Annotated in this window: 15 protein-coding genes and 1 pseudogene; 15 read left to right on the forward strand and 1 reads right to left on the reverse strand. The window is 38.3% G+C overall.

Going from position 1 to position 17,175, the window contains the following annotated elements; translation table 11 throughout:
* The 10 genes from F6K27_RS27955 to F6K27_RS28000 all read left to right on the forward strand — a co-directional run.
* Nucleotides 1-429: phytoene desaturase family protein (locus tag F6K27_RS27955; protein WP_375340866.1), on the forward strand; the 429-nt coding region annotated here is incomplete at its 5' end.
* A 39-nt stretch (nt 430-468) separates the two neighbouring features.
* The gene (locus F6K27_RS27960) at nt 469-642 is read left to right on the forward strand and encodes a hypothetical protein (RefSeq protein WP_287277107.1); all 174 of its coding nucleotides are present in this window, start codon (nt 469-471) and stop codon (nt 640-642) included.
* A 463-nt stretch (nt 643-1,105) separates the two neighbouring features.
* Nucleotides 1,106-1,699, forward strand: coding sequence for an IS607 family transposase (locus F6K27_RS27965; protein ID WP_287277122.1), 594 nt, complete (start codon nt 1,106-1,108; stop codon nt 1,697-1,699).
* A 390-nt stretch (nt 1,700-2,089) separates the two neighbouring features.
* Nucleotides 2,090-3,670, forward strand: coding sequence for an NAD(P)/FAD-dependent oxidoreductase (locus F6K27_RS27970; RefSeq protein WP_287277109.1), 1,581 nt, complete (start codon nt 2,090-2,092; stop codon nt 3,668-3,670).
* Between the two features lie 639 nt (nt 3,671-4,309).
* Nucleotides 4,310-4,819 carry a pentapeptide repeat-containing protein gene (locus F6K27_RS27975; protein ID WP_287277110.1) on the forward strand — a complete coding sequence of 170 codons (510 nt, stop codon included), beginning with the start codon at nt 4,310-4,312 and terminating at the stop codon, nt 4,817-4,819.
* Between the two features lie 472 nt (nt 4,820-5,291).
* Nucleotides 5,292-6,887, forward strand: a complete 1,596-nt coding sequence (locus F6K27_RS27980; RefSeq protein WP_287277112.1) for a glycoside hydrolase family 57 protein — start codon at nt 5,292-5,294, stop codon at nt 6,885-6,887.
* A gap of 598 nt (nt 6,888-7,485) precedes the next feature.
* Nucleotides 7,486-7,680 carry a hypothetical protein gene (locus tag F6K27_RS27985; protein WP_124144160.1) on the forward strand — a complete coding sequence of 65 codons (195 nt, stop codon included), beginning with the start codon at nt 7,486-7,488 and terminating at the stop codon, nt 7,678-7,680.
* Between the two features lie 71 nt (nt 7,681-7,751).
* Entirely contained in the window at nt 7,752-7,946 is a 195-nt protein-coding gene (locus F6K27_RS27990; RefSeq protein ID WP_124144159.1) for a hypothetical protein, read from the forward strand.
* A gap of 38 nt (nt 7,947-7,984) precedes the next feature.
* Nucleotides 7,985-8,179: a hypothetical protein gene (locus tag F6K27_RS27995; protein ID WP_287241103.1), complete on the forward strand. Its 195-nt coding sequence runs from the start codon at nt 7,985-7,987 to the stop codon at nt 8,177-8,179.
* A 752-nt stretch (nt 8,180-8,931) separates the two neighbouring features.
* Entirely contained in the window at nt 8,932-9,231 is a 300-nt protein-coding gene (locus F6K27_RS28000) for a methyltransferase dimerization domain-containing protein (RefSeq protein ID WP_124154587.1), read from the forward strand.
* A 66-nt stretch (nt 9,232-9,297) separates the two neighbouring features.
* Here F6K27_RS28000 and F6K27_RS34435 read toward each other — a convergent pair.
* Nucleotides 9,298-10,452, reverse strand: a pseudogene (locus F6K27_RS34435) (RNA-guided endonuclease InsQ/TnpB family protein).
* Nucleotides 10,453-10,626: 174 nt separating this feature from the next.
* Between F6K27_RS34435 and F6K27_RS28020 the strand changes: the two are divergent.
* The 5 genes from F6K27_RS28020 to F6K27_RS28040 all read left to right on the forward strand — a co-directional run bounded on the left by F6K27_RS28020 (nt 10,627) and on the right by F6K27_RS28040 (nt 16,664).
* The gene (locus tag F6K27_RS28020; RefSeq protein ID WP_287241201.1) at nt 10,627-10,896 is read left to right on the forward strand and encodes a methyltransferase; all 270 of its coding nucleotides are present in this window, start codon (nt 10,627-10,629) and stop codon (nt 10,894-10,896) included.
* Between the two features lie 398 nt (nt 10,897-11,294).
* Complete coding sequence (gene argJ, locus F6K27_RS28025) at nt 11,295-12,536, forward strand: bifunctional ornithine acetyltransferase/N-acetylglutamate synthase (RefSeq protein ID WP_287277115.1); 1,242 nt, start codon at nt 11,295-11,297, stop codon at nt 12,534-12,536.
* 1,179 nt (nt 12,537-13,715) lie between these two features.
* Nucleotides 13,716-14,426: a hypothetical protein gene (locus F6K27_RS28030; RefSeq protein WP_287277117.1), complete on the forward strand. Its 711-nt coding sequence runs from the start codon at nt 13,716-13,718 to the stop codon at nt 14,424-14,426.
* Between the two features lie 179 nt (nt 14,427-14,605).
* Nucleotides 14,606-14,881 carry a glutaredoxin family protein gene (locus F6K27_RS28035; protein ID WP_287241096.1) on the forward strand — a complete coding sequence of 92 codons (276 nt, stop codon included), beginning with the start codon at nt 14,606-14,608 and terminating at the stop codon, nt 14,879-14,881.
* Nucleotides 14,882-15,182: 301 nt separating this feature from the next.
* On the forward strand, nt 15,183-16,664 hold the full coding sequence (locus F6K27_RS28040; protein ID WP_287277119.1) for a UDP-N-acetylmuramoyl-L-alanyl-D-glutamate--2,6-diaminopimelate ligase: 1,482 nt from the start codon (nt 15,183-15,185) through the stop codon (nt 16,662-16,664).
* Nucleotides 16,665-17,175: the final 511 nt, after the last annotated feature.

Genomic DNA, 17,175 nt, shown 5'->3' on the forward strand with positions numbered 1-17,175 from the left:
GCACCACCTGGTAAGCACGTTATTCATGTTTATACTCCAGGAAATGAACCTTATAAATTTTGGCATGGTATGGATAGAAAGAGTCAAGAATATGCACAACAAAAGCAACAACGAGCTGAGGTGATGTGGCAAGCATTGGAGCGAGTCATACCTGATGTGCGTTCTCGTTGTGAAGTAACATTGGTCGGTACTCCACTAACTCACGAACGTTTTCTCCGCCGTCACCGAGGAACTTACGGACCTGCAATTCGCTCCGGAGAGAGTTTGTTTCCTGGACCAAATACACCTTTACCAGGATTATTATGTTGTGGTGACTCTACTTTTCCTGGAATAGGTTTGCCTGCAGTGGCAGTTAGCGGGATGATAGCAGCAAATACTCTTGCACCTGTTTCTCAGCATTGGAAAATGTTGGAAAGTTTGGGGTTTTAAGCAATATAGGTTTCAACAATTAATAATTAGGGTTTGCGTATGGAAAGTCTTTTTGTTGGGGTAGGAGACAGGAGACAACCCACCCCTCGCCCCTCCCAGGAGGGGAAGACAGGAGACAACCCACCCCTCGCCCCTCCCCCTCCCAGGAGGGGAGACATGGGAATGAGCGAGGAGGTAGGAGCTAAGTTTTGTCTCTCAATTTTTCTGCCATAATCATCCCAAAATACTAGCTTTATGCAGCTCTTGCCACCCAAAAGCTGGTACTTTTTTCAACTCTAAAACGCTAAAACTAATATCAGTCAATACTTTTAGAGTTAATCAGTAGAGCAATAATTAATAATGGCTTTGTTGCATGAAAGTAGCGTTCTTAACATTCATTGCGCAACTATATCGCTCTGTTTCTATAGATTGATGTTCTATTTATCTATTGTCCAATAGTTATCGTTGTACCTATCAAACTTCAAAACCTTTACAGGTAAAAATTTCAGCCTTTTTATATCAAACATTGATGTTCTATCGATCTATTGGACAATAGTTACAGCAGTTTCCGCACGTTATGAAGTACATATGCGGAGCAAGTGCGGCAGCTATATACTTTCATGCAACAAAGGCAACAGGCCAGTTGACAACTTACGTCATAAAACGTTATTATGCGCCAGTTGTTACTGGTAATTATGTGGTAAAATTTGTCAAACCTAAAGAAGCTGCTGAAGTATTAGGAGTTGATGTTCGCACTTTGGTGAGATGGGAAAAAGCTGGTCAAATAAATGCCATAAAAACCCCAGCGGGTCAAAGGCGTTATGATATTGACTCCTATATTCAAAATGCTTCTGTTTCTAGCAGAAAAACAGTTTTATACTGTCGAGTGTCAAGCAATGCTCAAAAGCTATACTTAAACCATCAAGTAGTTGAACTACAAAACCTTTATCCTGATTCTGAAATTATTAAAGAAGTAGGTAGTGGGTTGAATTTTCAACGTAAAAAATTACTGAAGTTACTCTCACAAATTTTGGCAGGTGAAGTTGAAAAAATAGTAGTTTTTCACCAAGATAGGATAGCTCGTTTTGGGTTTGATTTATTTAACTGGGTCTGCGAACAAAATCATTGTGAATTAGTAGTTTTAAATCACAAAGATTTGTCTCCTGAAGCTGAAATTGTAGAAGATATTTTAGCTATTTTGCAGCGTTTTTCTAGCAGGTTATATGGCTTAAGAAAATACGAAACTCAAATCCAAAATGACTCCGAAATATACAATACATTTGAGGATTGAGTTATATCATGTCCGGTTGAATAGTTATAAGAGGAGTCAGGAAGGGAGATGGGGAGATGGGGAGATGGGGAGATGAGGAGATCTAGAAATATTTGGTAATGGTTGAAGATGGAACATTTGTTTATACCTAACCCTAGCGGATTTTATATTACAAATAACAAGAGCAGTAGGATTGAATGGTCATTAGCTAGCGCAAAACTACGTTAAAAAGCCTACTTTATAGGAAATATTCCTTTGAATAAAAAGAGAATTTATGGTCTAAAAACTGGCATTAAAGCAATTCATTCTGTACCTCACCAATCTGACGGTTCTCCTACTTGCATTTTAATAAATACTCTAACTATTTGTAGCAAATATTTATAAAATTGCTATTATTATTTCCTAAAAATTATGTCTACAACAACAAAAAACTCAAATCAAAATGCAGTAATTATCGGTGGAGGTCCGGCTGGTTTTGCCACTGCAATAATGTTAGCTAAACGTGGTTGGCATCAAATTACAGTATTAGAAAAACGACCTGCTGCTGATTTTTATGAACCTGATAAATCATTCCATTATTTAATAGATGGGCGCGGTCAAAAATTTACTGATTTATTGGGTTTAACTGAAAAATTAGCAAAAATTAGTGTTCCTAATACAGACTTTTACCTAACAGAAATTAAAGCTGATGGTAATCGCAAAACATCAAAATTACCCATCATAGACCCCAATAGAAAAACTGCTTATTGGTTACAGCGCCGAATTTTTTTGCAGTTACTATTTCAAGAAATTGAGGAAAATTGGCAGCATCGTATTACCGTTTTGTTCAATACAAAATGTTTAAAAATTGAGCAAAAAAACTCCAAACTACAAATCATTGCTCAAGAAATTATTGAAGAAGGAATAAGGAAGAAGGAAGAAGGAAGAAGGGAAGACCAAAGGATTGAAAAAGTAGATGGGAACAGTCAAAAATCGGCTGTAGACGGCGTATTAAAAGAAAAAGATCGTCAAAAAACATATCAATTCGAGCCTCATCTTTTGGTAGGTTGTGATGGTATTAATTCCTTAGTTAGGCAAACTTTAGATAATTGGGATAACTCTGGTACAAATAAGTTTAAAATGCAGTTTTTTCCTTCTGCAAGTTCTGGTTTGAAATACAAAGTTTTAACTATCCAACCAAACTTTCCCATAGAACATAATAGTTCAGAGCGTGCAGTCTCCACAATGGCTTATGCTATTCGTGGAGCATTTTCAGATTCTCAGCATTCTCTCTCCCTTGGAATTTTACCTTTTGCTCAACCCAACGAACCGAGAACAGCAAATATTATTAGGCCACCAAATCATGAAATCTGGAATTTGCCAGATAGTGAAAAATTATACGCATTTCTAGAGAAAGCTTTTCCACAGTTGCCAATAAATCAAATAATCTTGCCAGAAGAAAGCGATCGCTTTGCTAAAAGTGAGGGTGGGTATTTTCCTATACCTCAATATTGTTCTGGGTTACATTGGTTATTACCAACAAGGGAGAATGGTGGAGTAGTATTATTGGGAGATGCCGTCCATTGTTTTCCACCAGATATTGGACAAGGTGTCAACTCTGCTTTGGAGGATGTGTGTATTCTCAATCAAGCACTTTCTCAAACTAATGATATTATCTCTGATGCTTTGCCATTATTTGAGTCTTTGCGTTCTCCAGATATAAAACCTTTAATTCGTTTAGCTCAAACTGCTTTTCCTTGGCAATATAATCAAAATATTCCTCGAAAAAGACTGTGGACTATCAACTTTTTTATCCGGTTATTGTTGAGTCGAATATTGCCTTTTATTTTTAGTCCTCCTGCTTTTATACTGATTCAAAATCACCAACTTAGTTATAGTGAAATATGGGCGAAGGCTCAAAGAACAACTATTTATATATATTTATTTGGGCTAATGTTAATTTTAGGGAGTTTAGCTTGGTTTTTATATGATATTTCAACAATTAATAATTAATAATTAATAATTACCTCTCCTTGAAAAGAAGAGGATTGACTAAAAAGAAATTTTTTCTTCTCTTGGTCGATTGGATATGGCGAGGAGACCAGTTCTTGCAGACCCGCTCCGCTTTTAGCGCAGCTTTGCGATAGCAAACGCCATCCCTCGACCGCTTTTTATCCCCTTAAAAGGGGAGGCTTTAAACCACAATTTTTCGGTAATAAAGCTATTAGCAGTCAGCTATCAGCTTTATTACCTTGAAAGGATTAAAGGAGAAAAAAGCAATTTTATCAAAGCTTCAGAGTACAAATATGGAGTAGGGGTTAACGGCCGTTAACCCCTACAAATGATATATAATTTGGTATTTTCCCTAAGCCCTGTAATTATAAATGTCGCTCCAGTTCAGATAGCGATCACTCTTGATACAAGCTTATTCCTAAATACTCAAGAAATAATACTGATATAGCACTCGAAGAAAAGGGCGCGGATAGATCGAAAAGCTGAAAACTCAGATAAAGTAATATCTTTCCTTGTTCTTCCTTCTTCCTTCTTCCCTCTTCCTTCTTCCTTCTTCCTTCTTCCCTCTTCCTTCTGCTAGTCAGAGCAGTTGCTATAATAAACTTAGCTATCTAAAGCTTATTTTGTCTTCAAATATTAATGGCTAAAATGAAATTTAAAATATTAATAACAACCCTATTATTTTCACTAGCTTTTGGTACACCTGTAGTTGCATATACAAAGTGGCAAGTACGAATTTTAAAACGTTCAAATGAATGTTTTTTCTGCAACCTTTCCGATATAAATCTCAGTGATTCTAATTATAAGAAAATGAACGTGACTGGTTCTGTATTAAAAAATGCTAACTTCTCTGGTACAAACCTTGAAAAAGCCAACTTTACCAACACAGATTTAACAGGGGCAAAATTCGAGAGCGCCAACTTACAAGAAGCTAACTTACAAAAGTCTATCCTTAAATCTACTAACTTTTGGGGGGCAAATCTTCAAGAGGCCAATTTACGCGGAGCAGACCTAACAGAAGCCATTTTTTGGAATGCCGATTTAAGAGGAGCAGATTTGCGGGACACTGATATTAGTAATGCTAGCTTCATCGATGCCCAGCTCAACGGTGCAATCTTACCTGATGGCAGCATATATCAATACAAATAGGCTTAATTAAGGTATCAGCTACTAATTGATATTAAAGAAGCACTTCAGCGGTCAGCTTTTTCTGCGGAATGCTGCGCAAACAGCTTTCAACAGATTTTTTTGAGATGCCTTTGTTAAGGAGATTTCAACTCCTCCGAGGGCCATCCGGCTTCTGAGCAACCGGGGATTTTTACCCAGAGCGTTAACGAAGTCAGAAATCAGAAGTCAGAAGCAGAAGTCAGAAGTCAGAAGTTAACCCACCCCTAACCCTTCCCAGGAGGGGAAGTAGGGGACTTGAGCTTCGCTCCAAAAATATTTCGCCAATCAAGGCAGGGTGGCGCGACCCAATTATTTTGATAAAAGCTGATAGCTGATAGCTGATAGCTGATAGCTAAAAGCTAGTTAACTTTTGTGCCCTTTACCCTTACAATCTTAAATCATTGTAAATATTTTCAATTTTAGTTCACCCTTTTATTAATTACCCTTAAAAACTATGGCTATTGGCTACCTCGCCTTTGTTCTTCATGCCCATCTACCTTTTGTCAGACATCCAGAAAGTGATTATGTCCTAGAAGAAGAGTGGCTCTTTGAAGCAATAACCGAAACTTATGTCCCCCTAATACAAATGTTTGAGGGATTAAAACGAGATGGTGTGGACTTTAAAATTACTATGAGTCTCACACCACCATTGGTGTCTATGCTACGAGACCCACTATTACAAGAACGCTATGAACAACATTTAAGCTTACTTGAAGAATTAGCAGAAAAAGAATATGACCACAACCTCCATAACGGTCATATCCGCTATCTTGCAGAACATTACGCTACTCACTTCAAGAATGTTCGAGAACTCTGGGAACGTTACGACTGCGACTTAATTTCTGCATTTAAACAGTTTCAAGACAGCAATAACCTAGAAATTATTACCTGTGGAGCTACCCATGGCTATTTTCCACTGATGAAAATGTATCCGGAGGCAGTCTGGGCACAAATAGAAGTTGCTTGTCAAGATTATGAAGTAAATTTTGGCCGTCGTCCCAGAGGAATTTGGATACCAGAATGTGCCTATTATGAGGGTCTGGAGCGAATGCTGGCAGATGCTGGGATACGTTACTTTTTAACAGATAGCCACGGTGTACTCTATGCTCGACCAAGGCCCAGATTTGGTAGTTATGCTCCTATCTTTACAGAAACAGGAGTAGCTGTTTTTTCCAGAGACCATGAATCTTCTCAACAGGTTTGGTCTTCCCAAGTAGGGTATCCAGGAGACGCAGAATATCGAGAGTTTTATAAAGATTTAGGTTGGGAAGCAGAATATGAATATATTAAACCTTATATTATGCCTAATGGCCAGAGGAAGAATACTGGTATTAAGTATCACAAAATTACAGGTCGTGGCTTGGGATTAGGAGATAAACAACTTTACGACCCATACTGGGCCAGGGAAAAAGCTGCGGAACACGCTGGCAATTTTATGTTTAATCGGGAACGTCAGGTTGAGCATTTGTACCATATTATGGAGCAACTCCCGATTATTGTTTCTCCCTACGATGCTGAGTTGTTTGGGCACTGGTGGTATGAAGGACCTTGGTTTTTGGATTTCCTCTTCCGTAAAACTTGGTATGACCAAAGTACCTATCGGATGACTCATTTAGCAGATTATTTGCAGAAACACCCAGAACATCAAGTTTGTCTTCCCGCACAGTCTAGTTGGGGATATAAGGGTTTCCATGAATATTGGCTCAATAATACTAACTCCTGGATTTATCCTCATCTACATACTACTGCAGAGCGAATGATTGAGTTGGGTGGACGAACACCAGCAGATGAGTTGGAGTTGCGGGCATTAAATCAAGCTGCCAGAGAACTTTTGCTGGCTCAATCTTCTGATTGGGCTTTTATTATGAGTACGGGTACTATGGTTTCTTATGCTGTGCGCAGAACAAGGTCCCATTTGATGCGTTTTAATAAGCTGTATGAAGAGATTCTACAGGGAAAGATTGATTCAGGTTGGTTGGAAAAGCTGGAGGTGATCGACAATATTTTTCCTCAAATCAACTATCGAGTGTACAAACCACTTTTTCAGTAGTCAAAAGAGGGAGTAGGCAGTAGGGAGTAGGGAGTAGGGAACCCACCCCTCGCCCCTCCCAGGAGGGGAAATAATTGATGATTTATGTGGGATAATTTATTTTCTTTTTTATGACAGCGGTTTTCATTTGGGTAGACCACAGTAGGGACGTTCCTATGGTTAGTCCCTACAAGGTTTTGTTTGTGAAGATGTGGTTCATAAATTAGCAAAAGCGCTGTATTGGAGATTTCTAGCGATCGAAAAACTTTCCCCCTTCTCACCTTTCCTTCTATAGCAATGAGCGCTGGTATATTTACAAATTGCAGGAGAGGCCAAATAGCTAAAAGTCTTATATTATCAGCAATTTATTCCCCCAGATGAGCTGTTGCCAGATGAGCTGTTGCCTGCGCACAGCGCTATACCTTATTGCGCCAGAACGCTACATATATAAGTTTAATATAGTGCAACTCTACATATAGCGTTTATAAGTAATAAAAATAAAGATTTGTAAATAATTAGCATTTTGTAGCAAAAGTTACAGAATTTTTAGTTAATATAAAAATGTAAGGGAAAAAAGCTTCCCAAACATAAGTTCAATAATTAGGGGAGAAAATCAAATATGTTTACTGAAACTCAAACACGCTCTTTAATGGTACGTCACCACCACTTAGTAAAAAATCGTCAACAGTCAATGCTAAACAGAGTAGCTGTAGAAGTGGGCTTAGAAAATAGTAACTATTGGGGCCACATTCAAGGAAAAGTACAGCCTAGCTTTAGGAAAAATTATGAGCGTGGTCATGCTTCAATGAGCTAATTTATTTTCTTTCTTGCCATCATCATTAATCTTTAACAAACAACAGTTAATCAAACAGGAGAATTAAAAATATGTCGGTAGAAAATCAAGCACGCTCTTTAATGATCCGTCATCATAACCTAGTGAAAAATCGTCAACAGTCAATGCTAAACCGCACCGCCACAGAAGTGGGCGTGGAAGCAGATAATTACTGGGGAAATATTCAAGGAAAACCTCATCCTAGTTTTGTCACTACTTATGACCGTAGTCATGCTTCTATGAGCTAGAGTGAAAATCAAAAGTCAGCAACAGGAGAATGAAAAATATGTATGTAGAAAATCAAGCTCGTTCTTTAATGATCCGTCATCACAACCTAGTGAAAAATCGTCAACAGTCAATGCTGAACCGCACCGCCACAGAAGTGGGCGTGGAAGCAGATAATTACTGGGGAAATATTCAAGGAAAACCTCATCCTAGTTTTGTCACTACTTATGACCGTAGTCATGCTTCTATGAGTTAAAAATATTTTCCTAATAATTGAGTGATATCATGTTCGGTAGCATCGGTCTTGTATTGCAAAAGTAAGGAAGAAGAAAGAAAAAAGAAGGAAAATCTTAAATATGGTAGATATTTCCTCAACTTTTACACCAACGATACCAACAGACATGATATGATTTTTTTGACTCATTAGTCGCAACTTAACTACAGTAGTTAAGTTGCGACTAAATTTTTTCTCTAATATAGTAGATCTTTCCCCAGCTTTTACAAACAGGACTTATATCATGTCAGGATAATTAGCGATCGAAAAACTTTCTCCTTTTACTCCTCTTTTTTCTTGCTTCTTTCTTCTTGATTCCCTCCTGACTCCTGAGGATTCCATCGTTTATTTATAAGTATTCAACCAGGCATGGTATTACTTACCCAAACAAGAAACCGGGTTGATTTCCCAGATTATTGTCTTTCAAATCAGGAAATGTGTGGATAATATCAAATCTGGTAGCATCGGTGTTATTCAGTATTAAATATGTAGGGGCGAATGGTATTCGCCCTATATTGTAGGGATGCCATTCGGAGCTTTGCGGAGCGCAAATGGCCATTCGCCCTTACCCATTGTATGACGATCGACTGAATTATATTACTCCGAAGCCAACAGATTTGATATAAACCCGGTTTCTGCGTAAGTCCTAACACAAACTATACTAATGGACATGAGATGAGATCATTTTGTAAAATAGTTTATATTCACTCACTATCTGTTAGTATATATTTTCAATGCCATCTCCAACAACTCTACTAGAAGCAATTCGAGGTTACCGTATTTCACAGTGTATTTATATTGCTGCAAAACTCGGGATTGCCGATCTGCTCAAAGACGGAGAACAACACTCTGATGCCTTGGCCAGTGCCACTAATACCAACAAAGATGCAATTTATCGACTGTTACGAGCTTTAGCCAGTGTCGGCATTTTTGCAGAAACTCAGCCCCACTATTTTCAGCTAACTCCACTAGCAGCATATTTGCAAAGTGATGTTCCTAACTGCTCTATAAAACTTATACAAAGCGTCACATAAAGTGACAACTTGATGTTTACTTCCTGTTTCTACTGAGGCCGTCGGCGGTTACTCATCCACAGGCATTCATGCACAGGCATTCACGGTCGAGCCGACCGCATCTCTTGAGTGTGTCTTGCATTCTGAGGTTTCCTCGCCAATTAGCACTCGCTTTCTTAAATTTATACTGGCGTTTAAATCTCTATCTATTGACAACCCACAATCTGGGCAGTTATAAGTTCTCAGGTTTAATGGCAGATCTTGGACGTGACCGCAGTTAGAACAAGTTTTTGATGATGGAAAGAATCTATCAACTACTACTAACTTAGAGCCGTACCATTGGCATTTATACTTAAGCTGTCTCCGAAATTCATAAAATCACTATCTGCTAACTGATTTTCGCTAACTTATGGTTAGCTAACATACCCTTGACGTTTAAATCTTCTATGACAACACTGCCGTGGTTTTTGGCTAAATATGTTGTCAGTTTATGAAGTGCGTCTTTACGGATGTTTGCTACTTTTCTATGCAACCTGGCTATCTTCCGTTGTGCCGCCCTCCAGTTAGCAGAGCCTACCTCTTTATGACGATTTAGGTATTGCAGTCGAGATAACTTAGCTTCAAATTTATGATACGATCTCACACTCTCAAATACTTTTCCATCACTTAATGTCGCTAAGGTTTTCACACCTAAATCTACACCTACTACATCAGTTTTTTTGGGTGTAGTGTGAGAACGAAATTCATAGCTACAACTGAGATACCAATCCGAAGCTTGTCTGCTAATAGTGATTTTTTTAGTTGTTGCCTCAATGGGTTCATAAGTTTTGACCATACCAATAAAAGGTAATTTATGATTCCATCCATTTAGTTCTATTGGTTTTCCAGAATTATCAATTGTGTTTGCGTAGCATTCCGAAGGAAAAGAATCAGACCTACCCTTCTTTTTAAACTTTGGGTATTTTCCTAATCCTTTAAAGAACCTTTTAAATGCTTCACCTAAGTTTCGGAAAGCATATTGGTAAACTTTAGATGACAAGTTTTCATCCAGGGATATAAAGGCTTTGTGTGGTTAGTAAAAACCTCTCTAATTATACGAATGTTTGGCTTGTAACCATCAATATATGCAGCATTCCATAAACTTAAACCCCAATTATAACAGAAACGTGAGTAGCCTAAGTGTTGAGCCATCAGAGTTTTCTGCTTGTTATTAAGTTTGAGCTTGGTTCTAATAGATTTCATTTACTTCTAAACACAGCCTATCTAATAGTACGGTTTATAACTTATTATATCGTTATTCTTTGATTAAGTCAATGCTCCTTAAAAACCTATGCAATCATGTTAGGAGAAGAACATTATCAAGTCTGGGGGAGTATAATGTATAGCATATAGACAGGAGATAACGCTTTGGAGAACTTGTATGGGATGAATTTTTACGAGTTCTTCAAGCAAAACTCTGCCTCAGCAAAAACTTTCGATCAGGCGATGACAGATCTTTCAGGAGTTGTAAATGTTAGTATCTTAGCTGCTTACAATTTTTCATCTATTGGTAAATTGGTTGATGTGGGTGGTGGTAATGGCAAACTGCTATCTTCTATTCTTGAAGCTTATCCTACTATGACTGGGGTGTTGTCGGAAAATGGCTGGTTTAATGGTAGTTTCCGAGCAGATTGTAGAAGAAATTGAGGCAGTAATTATTGAAGAACAGAAACTTAAGGATAAACGAAATGCTCTAGTTTATGATAGCAAGGTCTTGTGGGAGTAGCCACAAATATTAGGATTGATGGAATATCTCAAACAAGAAAATATCAATAGGACTTATGCAGTAGAACGTATTTCCGTAATTGCGACCCTATGGGTTTGCGGAGCAGTCGGGAACGGAAAGCAATCTCAAACGCTTCTGTTTCGTGCCTCGTGCGTAAGTCCCGATCTATAATAATTTTGAGATATCCATCAAAGGAAGTTGCAACTGATTTTTTGATCTTCAAATGAAAATCTAGATTTATGATGAAGTTTAGTCTGTAATACCCCCCAAATAATTTATAATTACCAGTCAGCACAATTATCAAATCAAGGAAAGAAAAATGTCAGACTGGCAAGTAATAACTGGCGGAGTAACAGCTCCCAAAGGATATCGGGCAACAGGAGTTACTGCGGGGTTAAAACCCTCTGGAGCACCAGACTTGGCCTTGATTTTATCAGATGTAGATGCGATCGCAGCTGGAGTCTTCACGACAAGTCAAGTACGAGCTGCTTGTGTGGACTACTGTCGGCAACAGCTAGAAGCTAAACCAAGTGCTAGAGCAATTTTGTGTAATGCTGGGCAAGCAAATGCTGTGACTGGAAGTTTAGGTTGGCAGGATGCTGTGGAAAGCGCGGAAGTATTGGGGAAAGCACTCAATATTTCTCCAGAGTCAATATTACTAGCTTCTACAGGAGTTATTGGCAAACGAATTAAAATGGATGCTCTCAAAGCAGCAATTCCCCAGTTAGTCTCTACAGTTTCCACCGAAGGGGGAGAGGCAGCAGCTAAAGCTATTGTTACTACAGACTTAGTCACAAAGTCAATTGCTCTGGAAACTCAAATGGGCGATCGCCCGGTGCGTATTGGTGGTATTGCTAAAGGTTCTGGCATGATCCATCCGAATATGGCAACAATGCTGTCATTTGTAACTTGTGATGCAGCAGTTTCTCCTCCATTATGGCAAGAGATGTTAACTAGAGCAGTTAATCGTAGTTTTAATCAAATTACTGTTGATGGGGATACGAGTACCAATGATACAGTAATTGCTTTGGCAAATGGTCAATCTCGCACCTCTGCTATTACTAATGCGGGGGTGGAGGCGGAAAAGTTGGAGGCGATGTTGACAGAAGTTTGTGTATATTTTGCAAAAGCGATCGCTCGTGATGGAGAGGGTGCCACTTGTCTGATGGAAGTTCAGGTTACAGGAACATCTGATGAAGCATCTGCGAATAAAATTGCTAAGACTATTGCCGGATCTTCTCTGGTAAAATCAGCTATTTTTGGTCGCGACCCCAACTGGGGAAGAATTGCTGGAGCTGCTGGTCGCGCTGGAGTGAAGTTTGAGCAGGAGCAGTTACAGATAAAGTTGGGAGACTTTTTGATGATGGAAAATGGTCAACCTTTAGATTTTGACCGAGCTGCTGCTAGCGAGTATTTGAAACAGAGAGCAGCGGGAGAATATTTGAAGGATGATACTGTGTTAATTTCTGTCAAAGTTGGCGATGGTGGTGGTAGTGGGAAAGCTTGGGGATGTGACCTGAGTTATGATTATGTGAAAATTAACGCTGAGTACACTACCTGATAATTAATCAGGACTTACGCAAATTGACTTTTAAAGCACCATCTGTAGGGGCGTTAACGATAGTTATGCGAAGCAAATGGTATTTGTGCTCCGCAAAGCTCTGAATGGCACCCTCACTGGATTTAGTGTCCGTGCGTAAGTCCTGTAATATTATTAGACATCTCCAGAAAAGAGGGAATAGGGAATAGGGAATAGGTATGGAGGGGGAAATAACTGATAATTTATGTACGATAATTGATTTTTTTTTTGATTTTTGGAGATGTCTATTGCTGAAAAAATATGTAAGCATTCAGCTATTAATATCATGTCCGGTTAAACAGTGATAAATAAATAACTACGGAGTCCTCAGCAGGACTGAGTCAGGAGTCAGGAGGAAAGAGGTAATAAAGAAGAACAACTGGAGTTGAAGGAGAAAGTTTTTTTATAACTAATTATCCGGACATGATATAACTCTCAGCTATAAGCTTTTTAATGAATGAAGCAAGCATCCGTTTAATTTCTACTACATTCTCAAACAAAGATTCGTACTCTAAAGCTTTGATAAAATTGCTTTTTTCTCCTTTAAAGATAATCAAGCTGATAGCTGACTGCTGAATGCTTACAAAAATATGATGAGATGCGATGGCTTTTTGAGTTGTTTTGAGGAGCGATCGCCACCAACAATATCTTTATCTCCAACAAGTAGATAAGTTCCTGATTAAAGTGATGTATATATAAGACTCTATTTATGGGTAAGAATAGCTTATGCAAAACGGGAAGGTTACAGGAAAGTTAGCCTATAATATTGTAGTAAAGCTTAAGATACCTTTTAATAGATGGTAATTCATATATTGAAAATCATCAAATTTATTTAAATCCATTAATTGGTAGAATGTAATGATAGTCTTAACATTTTTTAACTATTGAAATAATATGAATTTATGAAAATCATTTGTATTGAGAAAAGGGAAATAGTATAGTTAACTATAGCAACCCTATTTTATTCGTGTCAAAAATCTTACTGCTTTTTAGGGAACACTTAACTGGGAACACTTAACTGGCAAGAGTTTCATCTTTTTTATTTACTTTTTGATTTGTCACGACCTATTTAGGATTGCTATAACTATGTTTGATATAATTTCTGTTCAACTAAGAATAAATACTCATAAAAATTGTAATTAAATTATATTAACGAGAATTATGATCAATCAAAAATTAAACCTGGTGTTATTTTTCTTAGCATTAACAATAACAACGCCTTTACATTTACCAAGAGTAATAGCAGAAACTACTCAAGTACAAAATAATTCTAATGAGAATTGGGAAAAAGCTTTTGAAGATTTCTTTAATCAATCAGATGAAGACCCACCAGTAAAACAGAAGGAGGGTACTTCTAGAGGTGGCCTATGTTTAGTTTCTCCTGGTCTAATAGAGGTAGAAGGAAAAATTTGGAATACTCGCCCTATATTTATTTGGCAAGGACCATTAAACACAATTGAGATTCATCCCTCTAATAACAAGGAGGTTTTGTGGACTTTTGACATTCAAGAAAATGAAGAAATAGTTGATTATACTGGGGAAGAATTAGAACCTGGTAATACTTATCGTTGGAGAACATTTGAGAGTAAAGATAAAGATTCTATTGGTGGTATGGAACAAAGAACTTTTAGCATTATGGATGTGGAAGAACATGAAACTATTACTCAAGGTTTAGCCAAACTCGATCAAGATTTAAACAAACAAGGAGCGACAAAAGAAGCGATCGCTTTTGCTAGATTTCAATTTTTTGCTGAACGTAATTTATGGTCTGACGCTTTATCAGAAGTATTTAAAGTTAAGAAACCTTCTATAGAATTACAAGCTTTTCGTCGCAATATTTTGCAGCGTTTGTGTAAACGGGGTCAAAATTAAATCCATTGAAGAAGGAAGAAGGAAGAGGGAAGAGGGAAGAGGGAAAAATCTTGTTTTGTCTGAGTTTAAAGCTTTACTCCCCTAGTCCCCCACTCCCTCACTCCCCCACTTCCCTACTCCCAACTATATAATAAGTATTCAAGCAGATTTGATATAAGCTGAAGGATTTAATCTCAACTATGAACCTAATTTTATACAGTAAACCAGGTTGCCATCTTTGCGAAGGACTCCAAGAAAAACTCGAAGAAATACTGAAAGACTCTGAAAACCCCTGTAAATTCCACTTAGAGATTAGAGACATTACCACCCGTGATGATTGGTTTCAAGCATATCAATATGAAGTACCCGTGCTTTCCGTCTGTGAAGCGGATACCACAACTGAACAATTCATACCACGTCCCTCTCCCAGAATGTCAGTGAGAAAATTGCAGCAAATGTTACAAAAATATTTTTAATTAATTGATAATTGATAATGGATAATTGATAATTACCTCTGGTTGAAAATAGCAGTCGGCAGTCAGCAGTCAGCGGTCAGCTCTCAAGGCGTATGATCGGGGATACTCAAGACAAGCAGCTCCGCGTCTACAAATAGTCGATTGGATCGACCGCTTTTTTCCCCTTAAAAGGGGAGGCTTTAAACCAGAATTATTTAATTATTAATTATTAATTATTCGGTAAACTTGTGGTATTGATAACCAAAAAATCCTGTTGATAAAAAGTCCTAAATTTTAGCAAAAAACGATAGGAGTTCCTAACATGAAATTGAGAGAATTATTAGCAAAAGTTCCCAGTATTTCCCTTGCCAATAATCATCCTGCATTAGAGACAGAAATCAAAGGTTTAGCCACAAATTCCCATGCTTGCCAGATAGGGGATTTATTCTTAGGAATGCCAGGTACCCGTGTGGATGGAGGAGAATTTTGGGAAAGCGCGATCGTAAATGGTGCAGTAGCAGCTCTAGTATCTCAACAAGCAGCTCAAAAATATCAAGCTAAAGATGAATGTGTGATTCCAGTTGCCGACATGATTCAAACTTGCCCGGAAGTTGCTACAGCATTCTACGACTATCCAGGGCAAAAAATGAAGATGGTAGGTATTACTGGCACCAACGGTAAAACAACCACCACCCACTTAGTAGAATTTCTCCTCAATAACGCTCAACTACCAACTGCTTTATTCGGTACCCTCTACTCTCGTTGGCCTGGTTTTGAGGAAACTGCAGCTTACACCACGCCTTTTCCAGTGGAATTGCAAAAACAACTGGCGCAAGCAGTAGCAGCAGGTAGCAAATATGGAGTTATGGAAGTTAGTTCCCACTCTCTACATCAAAAGCGAGTTTGGGGTTGTAGTTTTGAGGTGGCAGTATTTACCAATTTGACTCAAGACCATCTCGACTATCACAAAGATATGGATGATTACTTTGAGGCAAAAGCGTTGTTGTTTAGCTCAGACTATCTCAAGGGTCGCGCTATAGTTAATGCTGACGACCCCTACGGTAAAAAGTTAATCGCCAGAATGAAACCGGAACAAGTTTGGAGTTATAGCACTAGCAACACTTCCGCCGATTTTTGGGCTTCAGACTTGGAATATCAACCCACTGGAGTTAAAGGAATTCTGCATACTCCCCAAGGTGAAATTCCTTTTACTTTGCCCTTGGTAGGACAGTATAATTTATCTAATATGTTGGCAGCAGTGGGAACAGCTTTACATTTAGGTTTAGATTTGGCGATGGTGGTTACTCACTTATCAGAATTTCCTGGCGTTCCTGGTCGGATGGAAAAGGTGCAGGTTAGTAATGAGCAAGATGTCAGCGTCATAGTTGACTATGCTCATACTCCCGATAGTTTAGAGAATTTATTAAAAGCAGCACGACCTTTTATTCCCGGTCGAATGATTTGTGTGTTTGGTTGTGGAGGCGATCGCGACCGTACTAAAAGACCAAAAATGGGTAAAATAGCTGCCGAATTATCAGATTTAGCTGTAGTGACTTCTGATAACCCCCGCACTGAAGACCCAGAAAAAATATTACAGGATGTTTTAGAGGGAATATCTCCAGAAATTAAGCATTTAGTCATAGGCGATCGCTCCCAAGCTATTCGTACTGCCATTATGGAAGCAAAACCTGGAGATGGGGTATTAATAGCAGGAAAAGGTCACGAAGATTATCAAATTTTGGGAACAGAAAAAATCCATTTTGATGACAGGGAGCAAGCAAGAGATGCTTTGAAAGATAAGTAGGGTTTAAGTCAAAATTAAAGTATATCTGGGTTGGGTTTCGTGCTTCGCTTAACTCAACAGATTATATAGCAATGTGCGCTGGCATATTTACAAATTACAAGAACTGTCCAATAGCTAAAAGCCTTATAATATCGGTTTTTTATTCCCCCTGTTGCCTATTGCCTGTTGCCTGTTGCCTGTTGCCTGCGCACAGCGCTATATTTGCTGCCTCATCGGAGTAGGGACTGACACTTTTATACTTGGCATTGCTGGCAAATTTCAAAGATTTGGTGGTTTGCCTTAAAAATCTGGTTAACATTCCAAATTTATTAGTACAAAAATATTGTTGAGGTTAAATAACCTCATAGACAGTACCTCTAACATAACCTAGAAATATCAAGGGACCTCACGGGGTGACAAGCTAGTTGAAAGCTATATATAAAAAGGAATTTGCCGACTGGAGCTGAACAATACTTCAACAAAAAGAAAACCCTTATTGAGAATAGATGGGGTGTAGTGCGTTCGCTGCGCG

It is taken from the genome of Okeania sp. SIO2F5, from assembly GCF_010692685.1.
In the GTDB taxonomy this organism is placed as follows: Bacteria; Cyanobacteriota; Cyanobacteriia; order Cyanobacteriales; family Microcoleaceae; genus Okeania; species Okeania hirsuta.

Coding starts and splice junctions, on each gene's coding strand:
- F6K27_RS27960 (WP_287277107.1), top strand. CDS start 469: ATGGAAAGTCTTTTTGTTGGGGTAGGAGACAGGAGACAACCCACCCCT.
- F6K27_RS27970 (WP_287277109.1), top strand. CDS start 2,090: ATGTCTACAACAACAAAAAACTCAAATCAAAATGCAGTAATTATCGGT.
- F6K27_RS27975 (WP_287277110.1), top strand. CDS start 4,310: ATGGCTAAAATGAAATTTAAAATATTAATAACAACCCTATTATTTTCA.
- F6K27_RS27980 (WP_287277112.1), top strand. CDS start 5,292: ATGGCTATTGGCTACCTCGCCTTTGTTCTTCATGCCCATCTACCTTTT.
- F6K27_RS27985 (WP_124144160.1), top strand. CDS start 7,486: ATGTTTACTGAAACTCAAACACGCTCTTTAATGGTACGTCACCACCAC.
- F6K27_RS27990 (WP_124144159.1), top strand. CDS start 7,752: ATGTCGGTAGAAAATCAAGCACGCTCTTTAATGATCCGTCATCATAAC.
- F6K27_RS27995 (WP_287241103.1), top strand. CDS start 7,985: ATGTATGTAGAAAATCAAGCTCGTTCTTTAATGATCCGTCATCACAAC.
- F6K27_RS28000 (WP_124154587.1), top strand. CDS start 8,932: ATGCCATCTCCAACAACTCTACTAGAAGCAATTCGAGGTTACCGTATT.
- argJ (WP_287277115.1), top strand. CDS start 11,295: ATGTCAGACTGGCAAGTAATAACTGGCGGAGTAACAGCTCCCAAAGGA.
- F6K27_RS28030 (WP_287277117.1), top strand. CDS start 13,716: ATGATCAATCAAAAATTAAACCTGGTGTTATTTTTCTTAGCATTAACA.
- F6K27_RS28035 (WP_287241096.1), top strand. CDS start 14,606: ATGAACCTAATTTTATACAGTAAACCAGGTTGCCATCTTTGCGAAGGA.
- F6K27_RS28040 (WP_287277119.1), top strand. CDS start 15,183: ATGAAATTGAGAGAATTATTAGCAAAAGTTCCCAGTATTTCCCTTGCC.